This window comes from Virgibacillus sp. M23 (assembly GCF_034190895.1).
GTDB classification, from domain to species: domain Bacteria; phylum Bacillota; class Bacilli; order Bacillales; family Amphibacillaceae; genus Virgibacillus; species Virgibacillus salarius.
In genome coordinates, this window is sequence record NZ_JAWDHA010000085.1 from 1 (window position 1) to 15,148 (window position 15,148).

Consider the following 15,148-nt stretch of genomic DNA (forward strand, 5'->3'; position numbering starts at 1 on the left):
TTGATGTATGAAACGATATCGCTAAAATCTGTCGCACTATAAAGATTTCTTTTCACACATTCTTTTAGTGCTGCTGATAAGATTGCCCCATTGTTCTCCTTTGTCTGCTTTGAAATAATCTGCAGCTCAAAGAATAGTATTCAAATAGAAATTAAAGCAACTGAGCAGCAATATAATAAAAATAAGGGCGAAATGGAAAAACTTGTACATGATACAATTTATGCGAAGACGCAATTAGATTTAAAAATTGAAGTAACACGGAAGAGCGAATCAGAATTAAGAGATGAGAGCTGGCAGCAGATTTTCACATCCGTTATGGATGAGTCGCATAAAGAATTCAATGAGGTGACCGGATTTGCTTATTCCTTCCATCCAAAACCACTTGAAATCATTTTGAAAACTTCTTTATCACAAGGTAAACAAGATCAAAAGGTAGCTGAAGAAATTGCTAGGTATGCAAAACAAATTGTTAAAGTAAGTAGAAATGAATTATCAATTGAAAAGATTCCTTATAAAATAATAATACGTGATAAGGAACAAGAAAATATGTATGAGATACAAGTGAAATAAGATTAGATAGAGATCGGTACCAAGTTTGGAAAAGAACTGTGACGGCATTGCTGTAAAGTTCCAGATTGTGGAATATGCTATACTAAAACTATTATAGGTGGGGGGTGAAGTGGGAAATCATATATGGCACCCCGAATAAATGACAATTTTCAACAATAGTCTTTTTTCTTATAGCCAGTAACATTTCGTGTAAAGGGGGATTAAAGATGCAAGAGTTACTACAATCATTCTTAGAGGATGAAATTTCTGATCAGGAATTTTATGATGGAATCATTGATTTTGTATATTCCTTCAATATTAGAAGTGGTGAATATGAATGTAATCGATTTGTTATTAAAAAAATGGACCATTTAAACTTTATTATATTTGATGAATATGTAATTGATGACAAAAGAGAAATTCATAATTCCGTATCAATACATAAGTATAAATTCATAAAACTGGTCAATGAATTTGCAAAAAAGCAAGGGATTATAGTAAGAAGTTCTTTTTAAGTAATCGAACACGCTTATCTGAAATAAGGAAAGGCGTCATTCTTTTTGAAAAGGTCCAGAATGCTAAACAAACAGGAAGTGTGGTGGTGTACTAAATGCAAAATGTAAGAACTATAACAAGTAATTTACCTGAGCAGTATATATAAATCCTTGGTAGGTGTATATAAACCGATTGAAACCGAAAACTGTAATACTGAATATGGAATAAGTGGTAATTTAGGTTTTAATACATACCTTATTTCAAATGTTACAGCAGCGCATTTGGTTTGAAAGACCAAAATGATAGATATTATGATGCAGAAATTATACACAATATATCTCTAGCTACATTGAATGACGAATTTGCCACACGCTATGATAGCCACCTTATAGGCAACAAGAATTTTGGATGCTTGAACTGATCAATGTTTCCTCTAATTCTATAAATAGGTTGAATCCATTCAAATTATTCAAAAATTTTAAAGGTTAATGGAAAACTTCTTGAAAAAATGAGAAACTGGCTAATTGATTTAAAAGAAAACTAATAGGTGTGAATTAAATTATGATGATGTTAGGACTTTGTTTAAGCATACGCTTGAATGTATAACTGATACAAATTCGCGGAATGCGGATGTTTTAACGATATCTTTATGATTAATAAACCTTGTTGTAATCGTCCCGTATTCTGCTGGTAGTGTAAAACGTGTGATATCTCCATCCTTGTCAAGCTTGTCAGCTACTGGCTTTGTTAGAAGCGAAATGCCTAATCCGGCTTTGACACAGCCTATTACACCATCCAAGGTGTTTAATTCCATCATATTGGTTGGCCTAATTCCTTTTGAATCCAGCCAGTTTTCCAATATATCTCTGTAAAAACAACCCGACTTAAACACAATGAATGTTTGATTGTTTAGTTGGTCAAAATCTATGCTAGTGAGGATATTTTTCTTTGAAACCAAAACCAACTCTTCTTCAACAACCTCAATTTTCTCCAACTCTGGATGATTAACTTCCCCTGCTACAAAGGCTCCTTCAATTTCGCGTTTCAAAGTTGCTTTTATTAGATCTGCTGTGGTACCGGTTTGAAGAGACAACTCTACCTGTGGGTATTGTTTATGATAGGAAGACAAAATATTTGGTAACCGAGTAGCTGCTGTTGTTTCCATTGAACCAATGGACAACGTTCCATTCGGCTTATTGCTGCTCTTTAACGTTTTCTCAACATCATTCATTAGACGTAGAACCTTTTCTGCATAAGTAAAAAGAATCTCGCCAGTAGCGGTTAGATTCACACCATGTTTATGACGATAGAATAGTGTGGTCTCATAATTCTTTTCAAGTCGTTTAATTTTTGCAGTCACATTGGATTGAACAAAATTTAGACTCTTGGCCGCTTTCGTAATATTGGCTTCCTTTGCAACTTCCGTGAAAACACGAAGATCTTCCAAATTCATGACTAACATCCCTTTTGATTTCAGATATCAATATTTTTGATGACAAGCAATAAAAAACATCATTTTACGTGTGGTTTTACTCCAATTATAATCAAGATATAGGATTTTGGAAACCCTTTTAATTATTACCATTGTAAGGAGGAATAATGATTTGTGGCATGAGAACGAGATTACTAGGAAACTAGACATTCAATATCCGATTATTCAAGCAGGAATGGCAGGGGGGACTACGACACCGGAACTTATAGCTTCTGTTTCCAATGCTGGGGGACTTGGGACTCTAGGTGCTGGTTATATGAACCCGAAACATATGAAGCAAACCATTCAGAAAATCAAAAAATTAACGAATCGGCCTTTCGGAGTCAATGTCTTTATTCCTGAAACACCGAATGTATCCGAAAAGGAAATTGAAAAAGCCAATGAATTATTGCGTCCCTTTCGCAAAGAATTAAAATTAACGGAACCGAAAGTTACAAAACCGTTGACCCATTTATTTGAAAAGCAAATGGAAATTATTTTAGAAGAACGGGTGCCTGTTTGCAGTTTTACATTCGGCGTTCCTTCTAAAGAAGAAGTTCAACAGTTAAAACAGAAAGGTACTATCGTTATGGGGACAGCAACTACTGTTAAAGAAGCAATGATCAATGAAGAACACGGTATAGATATGGTCGTTATGCAGGGAAGTGAAGCTGGAGGTCATCGTGGAACGTTTTCGGCATCATTTGATAAGGCCATGATTGGAACGATGGCGCTTATCCCGCAAACAGTTGATCATGTCAATATTCCGGTAATTGCCGCAGGAGGCATAATGGACGGGAGAGGTGTTTTGGCTTCTCTTACACTGGGAGCCCAAGCCGTTCAAATGGGAACCGCTTTTGTTACCAGTTTGGAAAGTGGAGCGAATAAGCAACAAATCGAGGCGATTTTGACCAGCACCGAGGAGCATCCAGTCATCACTTCGGCATTTAGTGGTAAACCAGCAAGAGGGATTCAAAATGAATTTATCACGAAAATGGCTCCATATGAACGGTCCCTCCCAGGTTACCCGGTGCAACACACATTGACCAAACAGATTCGAAGTGAGGCAGCCAAACAAAATAGACCGGAATGGGTCCATCTTTGGAGCGGTCAAAGCCCTCGATTAAGCAAACGAAAATCCGCTGCTTCCATAATTGCAGACATCGTTTCTCAAGTTGATGATCTTGTGAAATACAGATAAGGAAAAAGGGGAGATATTGGATGAGACCTGTTTATGCACTAGTAGCTGGAATGGCTTCTTTAATGATTGTTATGGGGATCGGAAGAATTGCTTACACTCCTATTCTTCCCTTTATGCAACACGACGTCCATTTATCCGAAAAGATGGCCGGGTATTTAGCCTCCTCTAATTATCTCGGTTATCTTTTCGGCGCATTGGTTGCCAGCTTTTATAGTTGAAAAAAAGGAAAGGCGTATTATTTAAAGTTCTATCTGGTTATTAACATTATCACGACCATCCTAATGGGGGTAACTTTCAATTCTGTATTTTGGTTGATCTTGAGACTGGTTTCCGGAATAAGCAGTGGACTTGTATTTGTTTTAGCTTCTGGAATTGTGTTAGAAACGCTTGAAGCTCATAAACGTCAATCCTTGTCGGGCATTTTTTATGGTAGTAACGCTTTGTATGGAGCATTCACAGCCCAGATCCTTGGAGTCATACTACCGGTTCTGACGCACAGTGCTGTTGGTGTTTTTCTAGGAGCCTTTTTATTCGGAGGAACATTTATGGGAATTACTACTTTGACTGTATCTAAAGGGGAAAGCTTATCCTTTCAAAATAGCAACAAGACGATTGGATACTTAACAGCTTCATACGGGATCGGACAAATTATAGGTCCCATCATTGCAGGGATGTTGACATACCGTACTAGTGATTATAATGGAGCGCTAATTTTTGCATCAGTGATTTTGTTAGTAGGTATAATTTTATTGTATATTGGTAATTACAAACAGGTTGGACAAAAAGAAGCTTTCAGCTAATGGTTCGTTAATGCAGGGTATGTTGGATTACGATAGGATCCCGTAGGGGCTCTGGTTACCAAAATGATTTGAAAACCAAAAAGTTGAACAGTTTAATAAATGTTATACCGAAAGGACTTACAGTTAATTTTCCTCAATGAGCCATTGAATTGAAAAAGTTTTGAGTATATAGAATCCGATTAAGTAGGTATTTACTAAAGATAACGGCAAATAGATAATGTTGGGCCGCCCGATTAATGTCGTCTTTCGTTTTAGAATTAATCTAAAACTTTTTGCTTCTTATTTTTGATGCAGCTAACAACATTTACAAGTAAATAACGGCTATAAGATTGAGTATGCTTAATGTTAGACTTGATGGATTGGACCAGAAAATCATGCAACTTTTCATAAGTTAAGATTTTTATATTTTGCTATGTTTTTCTTTTCATCATTTTATCTGCTTACCAAAAGGAATATAGCAATGAATATAATACTGATGATTCAATTATTATTTAAATATTAGAAATTATTGATTTAAAACATAAAAGTGGTATACTATATACAGGAGAAATACGGAAGGTGGAATTGGATTTGCCAGCATACTTGTAATGGTTGAGTAACTAAATAGTACATTTCTTTTTTTGAACATGATTGTTCAATCACGGGAGAAGTGTGCCTATTTTTAACCATTACAGGGAACGCAGGATAGTCAGTTGTTTTAATTCCAGCGGGATACCTATAAGGTATTCCGCTTTTTTAAATGGGAAATCTTTCTCCATTCAACCGTTGTTGCGTTCCTCTGAATAATTAGGAGGATCGTGTGTATGAGTTTTCATCATTTATTTACTTATGAGATCATTGCTCTGGAAACACCTTATATAAAAAGAAATTGTAGTAAATGTAAAACGAACACAGAATTTTATTGTAGTGAGAAATTCAGGATGAATGCAAATCAGAAATTAGTTGATATTTGGCTTATTTATAACTGTATACATTGTGAGGGAACTTGGAATTACCCTATTTTATCGAGAGTAAATATCAATAAAATTGAGTCTACGCTCATTCAAAAGTTTATGAATAATGATAAAGAGACAATTTGGTACTATGCTTTTCAAATCAACAAATTAAGAAAGCTATGTAATGATGTAAATACAGATATACGGTACGAGTTAAGAAAAGAAAAGCTCAATCCACTATCTAGCGAAGTCACTATTAGAATTTGCTATAAATATGATTTTGGTCTTAGAATAGATAAACTAATAGCAGAAATCTTTGCCATTTCAAGGTCAAAAGTAAATGAATTGTCTCAGAATGGAACTATTTTACTAAATCCAAACATTAAAATGAAGAGCAAGGTTATAGATGAGTTACAAATTACAGTCATTGGTGATTGGTACAAAGTTGATGCTTTGACATAATAGTCCATTATCGTTGTTATTAGAAATAATAAGAAACATTCTAAATAAGGGGAATATAGATGCCGACTATTAAACATAAGCAATTTATAAAAGCGCCTGTAGAAGTATGCTTTGACCTTGCAAGAAACGTAGATATACATCTTGAAACCACAGCAAAAACAAATGAAAAAGTGGTAGATGGGGTGACTGGAGGATTATTAGAAGAAAGTGATACTGTCACATGGGAAGCTACTCATTTTGGTATTAAACAAAGACTAACAGCTAAAGTGACAGATATGAAGAAGCCTAACGAGTTTGTAGATATTATACTAAAAGGCGCTTTCAGTTCCTTCACTCATACACATCAATTTGTAAAAGAAACAGGAGGGACCCTTATGATAGATACTTTTGAATACAAATCCCCATTCGGTATTCTTGGAGTGGTGGCCGACAAATTATTTTTGGAAAAATACATGAAAAGGTTTATAGATACTCGTGCTAAAGAACTAAAAAGAATTGCTGAAAATAACGAATGGCTCATTCAACCATAGGGCCTCGTTTTAGAAGAACTCACTCAAAATAATTAAATGAGAATTATATCATCAAATTAATACCAAGTTTTTAGGAGAAATGATGATTATGTTTATTGGTTCAACAACATTCGGATTTATGGAACACATAGGCTATGTAACGTCTGTAGAATTCAAGAAGCTGACTTATACTTTTTGTCCAGTTTAGTGTTGACATTACAAAAAGTGTTTTCTCCCTATTGTTTAGGAATAGATTTACAGAAGAAAGGTAGTGTAATGATGAAAAATAATCATAAATTTGTAATGATAATGTTTACAGTACTATTAGTTATATTAGCTGCTTGCGGAAACTCATCTGAGGATTCAAATGCTAAATTAAACAACGAGTTAACAGATAGTCACGCAACGCAGAATACAAATGGCAACTCATCTGAACACGAAGATACACAAAATGCATCAAATATCAAACCAGAGACAGGAACGGATTCTGCTGATGGCACAAACTTTGAACAGGAAGTGAAAAAACATAATAACTCAACAGGGGAACAAAGCCAAGAAGAACCTTTGGAAGAATATGTTCCAAATGAAGATGAAATTGTATTAAATAATAATCATTTAAAAAATAAAGATATACTTGAAGCGTTTATGAAAGTCGCTGGAGAAAACGGTGAAAGTGAAATTAGAGTAGTGAAGAACGAAGGGGTCAAAGGTGTGCTTATTTATGATTTGAAATCAAGGTATGATAAAGATGCCAAGCAGGGATGGATTGAGGTTTTTCCAGATTTGAGTCACTATAGAGCATCAAATAATGAAGTACAAGACGTTTTTAATAATGCGCGTCAGCAATGTGGATATATTTCAAAAGATGAGACAGAAGGGTATTATAAATTGAATGAATGTAGAACTCATTGGGAATATCGGTTGCTTCCAATTATTAATGAGGATGGATAGTATGAAACTTATAGGTATTGCAAATATCACTGGTTCTTTCTGGATGTAGAATTTTGGATAACCATAGCCTTTTACTATTACGACATTGTTATGTATTTACGCACACGACCTGTTAGAAGTTCTTAAATGTCATTTATTTTTCCGCAAAGGGGCGCAAATCTGATATAACGATGCGACAACTGTTAATTAATAGAGCCAGATAGTGGTATAATTTTTTAAAACCATATACACAAGTTGTAGGGGAGAAGCAAATGAATAGTAAAATAAAAGAATTAATTGATATTACAAAAACGAAATTTGGCTTAGATAACTACTATTTAAAAAGACACGGACTTAATCGGTATGTAAATATCTTCAACGAAACCGTATATACATTATCGATGGAATGGTTTCCTGATCATGTACAAGAACCAGAGGATGATTCTAATCCGGAAGGCACAGCAGTTATTGAAGTCAACGTCTATTCTCATAAGTTTGTTAGCGCTATTTTTGTAATGGATAAGACATATGCAAATAACGGAATTAGCTTTGCAGGTCTTCATACAAACGACATCATAAAATGGATGGAACAGGAAACTGGATTAACTTATGGGAGACAATTGAAACTTCATAAGGAAGAGGAAGGGAGACTTCTATTTAAAGAAGTAATTGATGGGGTTAGTGTTTCTCCGGCTGGCTCTGTTGAAATAGAATTTGACGCAGAAGGGAAGCTGACTTTTTTTGCTGTTCATGGCCAATTTCCTTCTAAGGAGATTATAAAAGAAGAAACATATACACTCTCTTTTGATAAGATAGAACATTTGGCAAAGGAACAATTGAAGTTGATTGAATTTCCTTCACATGAACAAAAAAGATTAATTCCTACATATGGAGTAGAAGAAGTTTATATTACCAATGATCAAATGACGGCGATTCCATTTGAATTTATCGTTGATGTAAGATCCTATATAAACATCGATAGAACCATTTTTTTGGATAAGAATAAGACAATTAAAAAACCATTTAAAAGACAAGAAATTAGCTGGACTGAAGAGGTAACTGCAGAACAAGCATTTTCATCTGAGCCAAGTCCTGATTCTTGTCCGATTACTAAGAAAGAGCAAGAGAAGTGTTTATTAGCAGTCAAAGACTTTTTACTTCAAAAGTATCCAAATGGCTCAGGAAGTTGGATTCTCAAAATGCTGTACCGTGACAGAGGTTATATTCATGCAATTTTAAGAGCAAAAAAACAAGTTAATTACGTATTTCAAAGAAAACTTATTGTCATAATTGATGCTAACTGCTTTCGATCCATAAATTATGTAGATAACAAACCGATGTTGGATATCTTTGACCAATTTCAAGCATCAGATGAAGCCACGATTGATAAGGAGGAGGCATATAAAAAATTAAAAGAACTATACGAGTTAAAGCCTTATTATGTATATGACTTCGAAGAGAAACAATATGTTTTGTGTGGTAAATTAGATTGTCAATATGGGGTGAATGCAAGCAGTGGCAAAGTCATTGCGTTAAATGATTTGTGAACCAGAAAAGTACATATTGTAGGTTGGGAGGTAAAGGTATCGGATCCCTCTTCAATAGGGTTTTTATGGAAATTATCCAAATCCACAAAAATTTGAATTGAATCTTCTTTATATATATCTATCTAAATATGGTATAATTAGGGAATGTTTTGAAGTGGGAATGCTAAAGAGAAATATGGATACCGTTCAGAATGGAAACGAGTTTTACAAAGAAAATACACACAAGCATATCTTGAAACAAAGGGGAAGAGTATGGAAAATTGGTTAGCGGAAATTATGGATGAGTTTGGTTATATGGGCATTATGTTGTTAATTGCCTTTGAAAATATTTTCCCTCCAATACCTTCTGAAGTAATACTAACGTTTGGAGGTTTTATGACAATCACTTCTAAACTTAGTATTATTGGTGTAATAACGTCAGCAACAGCAGGTTCAGTTATTGGAGCTATTGTTCTATATATTATCGGTTTACAACTTGATGTAGCAAGATTAGAAAAGATCGTGGGTAAATGGGGACATATTCTTCGTATAACACAAAACGATATTCACAAGGCTGATGCTTGGTTTGATAAATATGGTCCTTGGACGGTCTTCTTTTGTCGTTTTGTTCCTTTAATTCGTAGTTTGATTTCTATCCCTGCAGGTATGTCAAATATGAATGTTGGTATCTTTCTTTTATTTACAACATTAGGAACGTTGATTTGGAATATTGTTCTCGTGTGCTTAGGTGCTTCAGTAGGTGGTTCATGGGAAACAATTGTAGATTATATGGATGTTTATTCAAGAGTGATTTACGCTATACTGATCTTACTCGTTATAATTTTATTGTACCTATGTATCAAAAGAAGAAGGTAATTGTTATAAAGCTGAAGGCCGTGGTATTTAATTGTCCTAATGAAGTAAGACCAAATGTGGATTAAAGAAATGAGCACACTACCTAGTCATATAAAGGCGTTAACTGTATCCCTAGATAAATCGAAATGAACAAAAACGTATAGAGAAAATAGCTGGAATATACGTCAACTTATTCACCATGTTTTAGATAGCCATTTAAACGGATATATGCGAATGAAATTAGCTTTGACAGAAGAAAATCCGGTAATTAAAACGTATGAAGTAAGTGAATGGGCAAGGTTAATAGATTGTGAGTTGCCTAGTAATGTTTCATTACAGCTCTTAGAAAGCCTACATGAGCACTGGACATACTTACTTAAAAATCTAACAGCCATTCAATTCAAGCGTATCAGTATCCTGACGGTAGTAAAATGCGAACATTAAACAGGCACAAGGACGGAATAAAAAGCAGCGCGCCATCTTACCTATAAGGAATAGTCTTGGTTTCATCCATTAATGACTGAGCAAGATTAAGCTATAGCCTTTTTTATCCCTTAATAGTATGAACATAACGATTGGAGTGGTACATATCGATAAGAACAATTATAAAAAAGATAATTTATTGTTGAAGATTGTGGCTTACTGGTTTGCTATACCTCGAATATGGCGCAGAAGTGTGTTTTGGGGTGTTATGTTCACATTAGCAATAGTTGGCTGGGTTAAGATAATAAATAAGTATTTGTAAGAGATGGAACAATATTACTCCTCGTGTAAGGATCAACTTCCAATTTTGGAGAAAAGGGCTCTTATGGCAATATTTATCCCATTTTGCTTGATTTTTCCTTGAGACTTCCTAAGTCATTAAATAAACGAACAAATGATTTAATTGCAATATGGAAAGAAAACTTAGAAATACAAAAAGAAATTCTAAACGAAATGAAGGAGCTAAGAAGAGGTTCGAATTCCAAAGGTTAACAGGCGCACATCAGTAATAAGGATAAGCGCTCATTTTATGTAAAAGGAAAATTAAAGGAGCAGCTATACCTAAGAATACAGTTATATTCCAAATGTGCTTTGAACAGCAAACAACATACCCAATATGACATAAAGTGGTGCTCTTTAATTGGTTATTTAATCGCAGTTAAGATACTTCCGAAAGAAAATGATTAAAACCAAACGTTAAAACATGTAAAGAAACGGACGTATTTCTCAACGAAAGAAAACGTTTACCATGCATATAAAGGAATATTAATTGAGAAGTCCGGCTGTTCTAATGTGAGATAAAGGAGAGATTTTAGTTGAGTTTTAAAAGCGAAATTAGTCAATTGGTATGCAGGAAAATTATATCTGCTACAATTTCGGGTTCCTTATTCGCTATAATTTTAGGTTTATTTGTACCACATCCATTTGGTGAAGAGATTAGCTCTGTCGCTGAATACCTTCAAGCGTTCGTACTAGCTGTTCCTGTATATCTTATATATAGTTTCCCAATTATTTTATTATACGGTACAGTAACCTCTATAGTAAGCGACTATATATCCAATTTAATTTCAAATTACACAAGTAAAAATTTAAACATATTCTTCACGATAACATTACATATACTTTTTGGTTTAGTTTTACTTTGGTACAGCCTATTAGCATCTATTTTATATTTTATAACTGATTATATTTTGAGTAAAAAAGATACATATAAATGGAATAATGCTTTAAAAAGCTTAGGAACCCCCATTATAGTCTGGATTGTATTCATGAGTAGTGTGTATATTACGAATATATTCGGGTGAATATCTATTTAAGCTTTGCCTAATAAGGATTAGCGTACTTTATATATAAGATTCAGATTTTTGGATAAGATTTTTAAACTGATTAAAGTGGAGGAGAAATGAAGTACATTAACATTAGTCTAGTTTTGTTTTTAATAAGTTTATGTCTATTACTTGTTGGTCTATTCTTTAATGAAATAAAATATGATCTAATTATTACAGGACTGATTGTGAATTATTTAGGAATAGCTATGCTAATCATTGGTGCTATCATTAAAGAGAGGATATAATGGATAGTTTGATACCATTAGGAATGATTTTTGGATGTGCTCTTGGTGTGATTATGGGGATCGTTTTTGAACCATACTTGCTGTTTACAACGATTTCTGGAACTGTAATCGGCTATTTAATTGGCGTTATTGCTTATGTGATTTATAGTATGAATGAAAAATCGTAATTGCGAAGATAAAATAAGGATTGCTCTGTTTTTGGGTTGATGGAACAGGATTAATCCAAGAAAGGTGAGAAGTTTATGGAAATAATTTTGATGTTTGCAGCTGGTATTATTGTCTTAATAATAGCTGTTTTGGCAATTAGTAAAGGGATTACAGAACGGATCAGAACTCGGGATGTAAATGTGAAGAAAAAGATTGCAAACCTTGAAAATAGGATAGATGCACTCGAAAGTAAAAAAAGATAGGTATTCGAATAATGTGTGGAAATCTCGAAATACTTCATAATTGAACATACAGAAAGGTCAACTATATTTCAGGATATCCTTAAAATGTGTATTCGGTAACTATTGAATGATATAATTGAAAAGATATTCATTAAAATACCTGAAGGAGAGATATATCATGACCAAACATAAAATTTATACAATGAGTGTCGCAAGTGTCTACCCCCATTATGTTACGAAGGCAGAGAAAAAAGAACGTACGAAAACAGAAGTCGATGAAATCATCCGTTGGTTGACAGGGTATAGCCAGAAAGAGTTAGAAGCGCAACTGGAAAAACAGACAGACTTTGAGACCTTCTTCGCTGAAGCTCCTCAACTGAATCCTTCACGGACGTTAATCAAAGGTGTAATCTGCGGTGTACGAGTGGAAGATATTGAAGAACCTATTATGCGGGAGATTCGCTATTTGGATAAACTGATTGATGAGTTAGCAAAAGGAAAAGCGATGGAGAAGATTTTGCGGAAATAATTATTAAAAAGAAGACACAATGCTTCCATTTATAAAACATCAAAGAATCTGTGTTTTTTGTTAAATCTACTATAACCTTAAAACCTTGACTAATCGTGATTCTAGTAATCCGATGTTTGGCTGTAAGACTAGTAATAAATAATTTTTCCATCATTTTCAATTACCCGAAAATTGCTGTCTTAAGAGTCAAAGCTTGATTTACTGGAGAATAACGCTCTATCAAAAGAGAGCGGAGGAAAGAACATAGATCTGGACTATTTTAGTAATCGTATTCATATCTGGTTACTATTTTTTGATAAAGAGTAAATCGAAGCCAATACAAAAATGTTTTTCTTTATTATCCGTTGTTTGTTTATTATTGGCACTTACTCCATTATGGGGATTGAGGTTTATGGATCTTACCATTTGTATTCGGAATATTAGGAATTATATCAGGGTGGTTTGGAATCAAAGGTGATATGAGAATACGTTTATTATTAGCAAACTTAAGGGGTTGGCTTTTTAATTTTTGTGTTTTATAGGTACATTTGGTTCTCAACAGCCATAAATTCTAATGTGGCTTCATCATATTTCCTTCTCCTAAAAAACTTTCGCTAATAAAAATGAATCCTCAATATCATATATTAAGGCGGTCGAAAATGAAACTATTAATCATAGGTTTATTACTATTACTAACTCTAATTATCGCTTTTGTTGTTTCAGGAATTGCAGTAAATAAGCATAATATGAAGAAGAATAAATACGACTTATTAAATTACTTTAAAAATCATAAAGTTTCTCTATCCTTAACCATTAAAGAAAATGGTCGAAATACTCTAGCTATAAATCCGGATAAAAAGTATCCGTTAGCGAGTACAATGAAAATAATAATAGCATATAACTTTGTTAAGAGTGCAATGAATAACAAGATATCCATTGCTGAAAAGGTTAAATTAAACGAACTTGAAAAATTCTACATTAAAGATACAGATGGAGGTGCTCATCCTAATTGGAAATATTCGATAAACTATCCTACGGAAGTATCTTTATTAGAAATAGCTAAAGGGATGATGCAATACAGTTCTAATGCCTGTACGGACTTTTTGATACATAAAATCGGAGTAGACGTTGTGAATGAAAGTATCGAAGTGCTCCAGCTAAATCACGATAAAATAACTTATTTAACATCACCTATTATTATGCCAGGGTATTTATCAGATAAACGGAAGCCAGCTTTAAATAAGTTAGACGCAATGAGTAGTCAGTCCTATCACGAATTAGCAAATGAATTATTTGTAAAAATGCAAGCGAATAGGAGTGATTATCTTAAAGAAAAAACGCCTAAAATGCTAGATCGCAAAATGCAATTGTTAATCACTAAAAGAATGGCTTATTCAACGACAAATCAATATACTGATCTAATGTTAAGATTAGGAAAGGAACTCTTAACCAAAAAGGAAAAAAAGTTATTTAGTGAAATAGTAATAGGTAAAAGTGTAAAAAGTGACAAGGATGACTATTTTTGGTATAAGGGGGGAGCTACACCATACGTTCTAACTTCTGCCTTATATAAAGAATCACAGGATACGACAATATCCGTTTCCCTATTTATTGAGGATGATAAGGGGGGAGATTTATATTGGATAAGAACTATATTTAATGATTTTGTAATCAGTGTTGCCACAGATACGGAGTTTAGAAAAAAGGTAAAGGAAATGGCATAACCGCATTTATTGAGGAGTTTTTTTAAAATGGAATTTAAAGTTAAAAAAGGTCATTCTTATATGACCATCATATTGGTATGTCAACACTAAATTGGACAAAAATTATAGGGCTGTTGTTTGAATTCCACAGGTGTTAAATATCCTATTGTTCCATGAATTCGAATATTATTAAACCAATTCCTTGGCGGCAAATGAACCTGTTTCTTGATGATTTTTTATCCAACGACCTAATGTAGAAGGTGTGATGTTATACTCTCTTGCAATATCTGCACACGATTTGCCGTTTTCATAGAGCTTCACTAATTGCAGGTTTAAATTCGGGTGTAAAAGTTCGACGTTGACGAACTATCGTAGTATGCTGTATGCCCCCTTCAGTTATTAATCTAAGTTTACAAGCCCTCATTTTCTCTGTCCAATTTAGTGTAGCCTATCTAAAATTTAGTACTTAAAGTAATAGGGCGTTATTTCCCGTATAAGAATACAAATGTTAAAAATTATTGTTATTATATAAAATAGAGGTTAATTTTAAAGCTTTTGGTCTTGACGAAGCTAAGACATAAAATAGGAAGATCCAAAAGAAAAATTCGAATTACAATACGAATGATAAAAATAATAGGAGCATTCCTGTAATGAAGAAATTTGAGGGTTGAACAAAAAAGAGCCCCCTTGGTATAGTACAGGGTGTCAATGCGCATTGACCCCGAAATTAATAAATACCAAGGAGAGGTCTCACTATGA

19 protein-coding genes and 2 pseudogenes are annotated in these 15,148 nt (G+C 33.8%); 18 read left to right on the forward strand and 3 right to left on the reverse strand.

The window, feature by feature from the left end; genetic code table 11:
• Positions 1-192: 192 nt before the first annotated feature.
• The 3 genes and pseudogenes from RVS70_RS20135 to RVS70_RS20145 form a co-directional block, all read left to right on the forward strand.
• Positions 193-570, forward strand: coding sequence for a hypothetical protein (locus tag RVS70_RS20135; protein WP_162986419.1), 378 nt, complete (start codon positions 193-195; stop codon positions 568-570).
• Positions 571-776: 206 nt separating this feature from the next.
• Positions 777-1,064, forward strand: coding sequence for a hypothetical protein (locus RVS70_RS20140; protein WP_321134615.1), 288 nt, complete (start codon positions 777-779; stop codon positions 1,062-1,064).
• Positions 1,065-1,265: 201 nt separating this feature from the next.
• Positions 1,266-1,465 (forward strand): annotated as a pseudogene (locus tag RVS70_RS20145) (hypothetical protein); the annotation flags it as partial.
• A gap of 138 nt (positions 1,466-1,603) precedes the next feature.
• Here the strand turns inward: RVS70_RS20145 and RVS70_RS20150 are convergent.
• A complete protein-coding gene (locus RVS70_RS20150; RefSeq protein ID WP_166530944.1) occupies positions 1,604-2,497 on the reverse strand; it encodes a LysR family transcriptional regulator in 894 nt (297 codons plus the stop codon).
• Between the two features lie 151 nt (positions 2,498-2,648).
• On the opposite strand from RVS70_RS20150, the gene RVS70_RS20155 reads away from it, so the two are divergent.
• The 15 genes and pseudogenes from RVS70_RS20155 (at position 2,649) to RVS70_RS20220 (ending at position 14,410) form a co-directional block, all read left to right on the forward strand.
• Complete coding sequence (locus tag RVS70_RS20155) at positions 2,649-3,716, forward strand: NAD(P)H-dependent flavin oxidoreductase (protein ID WP_121605193.1); 1,068 nt, start codon at positions 2,649-2,651, stop codon at positions 3,714-3,716.
• 71 nt (positions 3,717-3,787) lie between these two features.
• Positions 3,788-4,135 (forward strand): annotated as a pseudogene (locus tag RVS70_RS20160) (YbfB/YjiJ family MFS transporter); the annotation flags it as partial.
• Between the two features lie 21 nt (positions 4,136-4,156).
• Entirely contained in the window at positions 4,157-4,516 is a 360-nt protein-coding gene (locus RVS70_RS20165) for a YbfB/YjiJ family MFS transporter (RefSeq protein WP_321134621.1), read from the forward strand.
• Positions 4,517-5,319: 803 nt separating this feature from the next.
• The gene (locus RVS70_RS20170; protein WP_121605192.1) at positions 5,320-5,913 is read left to right on the forward strand and encodes a DUF1062 domain-containing protein; all 594 of its coding nucleotides are present in this window, start codon (positions 5,320-5,322) and stop codon (positions 5,911-5,913) included.
• Between the two features lie 59 nt (positions 5,914-5,972).
• Positions 5,973-6,443, forward strand: a complete 471-nt coding sequence (locus tag RVS70_RS20175; protein WP_321134618.1) for an SRPBCC family protein — start codon at positions 5,973-5,975, stop codon at positions 6,441-6,443.
• A 258-nt stretch (positions 6,444-6,701) separates the two neighbouring features.
• Positions 6,702-7,373: a hypothetical protein gene (locus RVS70_RS20180; protein WP_228088982.1), complete on the forward strand. Its 672-nt coding sequence runs from the start codon at positions 6,702-6,704 to the stop codon at positions 7,371-7,373.
• A 251-nt stretch (positions 7,374-7,624) separates the two neighbouring features.
• Positions 7,625-8,899 carry a hypothetical protein gene (locus RVS70_RS20185; RefSeq protein ID WP_121605190.1) on the forward strand — a complete coding sequence of 425 codons (1,275 nt, stop codon included), beginning with the start codon at positions 7,625-7,627 and terminating at the stop codon, positions 8,897-8,899.
• 252 nt (positions 8,900-9,151) lie between these two features.
• Positions 9,152-9,754, forward strand: a complete 603-nt coding sequence (locus RVS70_RS20190; RefSeq protein ID WP_166530949.1) for a DedA family protein — start codon at positions 9,152-9,154, stop codon at positions 9,752-9,754.
• Positions 9,755-9,925: 171 nt separating this feature from the next.
• A complete protein-coding gene (locus RVS70_RS23445) occupies positions 9,926-10,177 on the forward strand; it encodes a hypothetical protein (RefSeq protein ID WP_414617183.1) in 252 nt (83 codons plus the stop codon).
• A gap of 854 nt (positions 10,178-11,031) precedes the next feature.
• Positions 11,032-11,520 (forward strand): hypothetical protein, encoded by a 489-nt coding sequence (locus RVS70_RS20195; protein ID WP_121605180.1) that lies wholly within the window; start codon positions 11,032-11,034, stop codon positions 11,518-11,520.
• 98 nt (positions 11,521-11,618) lie between these two features.
• Positions 11,619-11,789 carry a hypothetical protein gene (locus tag RVS70_RS20200; RefSeq protein WP_162986412.1) on the forward strand — a complete coding sequence of 57 codons (171 nt, stop codon included), beginning with the start codon at positions 11,619-11,621 and terminating at the stop codon, positions 11,787-11,789.
• The gene (locus RVS70_RS20205; protein ID WP_162986411.1) at positions 11,789-11,956 is read left to right on the forward strand and encodes a hypothetical protein; all 168 of its coding nucleotides are present in this window, start codon (positions 11,789-11,791) and stop codon (positions 11,954-11,956) included. Before RVS70_RS20200 ends, RVS70_RS20205 begins: the two co-directional genes overlap by 1 nt.
• Positions 11,957-12,031: 75 nt before the next feature.
• Positions 12,032-12,199: a hypothetical protein gene (locus tag RVS70_RS20210; protein ID WP_161629265.1), complete on the forward strand. Its 168-nt coding sequence runs from the start codon at positions 12,032-12,034 to the stop codon at positions 12,197-12,199.
• Between the two features lie 157 nt (positions 12,200-12,356).
• Positions 12,357-12,707 (forward strand): DUF2200 domain-containing protein, encoded by a 351-nt coding sequence (locus tag RVS70_RS20215; protein ID WP_026680525.1) that lies wholly within the window; start codon positions 12,357-12,359, stop codon positions 12,705-12,707.
• Between the two features lie 638 nt (positions 12,708-13,345).
• Entirely contained in the window at positions 13,346-14,410 is a 1,065-nt protein-coding gene (locus tag RVS70_RS20220) for a serine hydrolase (RefSeq protein WP_162986410.1), read from the forward strand.
• Positions 14,411-14,496: 86 nt separating this feature from the next.
• Here the strand turns inward: RVS70_RS20220 and RVS70_RS23450 are convergent, their stop codons facing one another.
• Both RVS70_RS23450 and RVS70_RS20225 read right to left on the reverse strand, forming a co-directional pair.
• Positions 14,497-14,601, reverse strand: a complete 105-nt coding sequence (locus RVS70_RS23450) for an IS3 family transposase (RefSeq protein ID WP_166530951.1) — start codon at positions 14,599-14,601, stop codon at positions 14,497-14,499.
• On the reverse strand, positions 14,579-14,710 hold the full coding sequence (locus RVS70_RS20225) for a helix-turn-helix domain-containing protein (RefSeq protein ID WP_343231063.1): 132 nt from the start codon (positions 14,708-14,710) through the stop codon (positions 14,579-14,581). Before RVS70_RS20225 ends, RVS70_RS23450 begins: the two co-directional genes overlap by 23 nt.
• Positions 14,711-15,148: the final 438 nt, after the last annotated feature.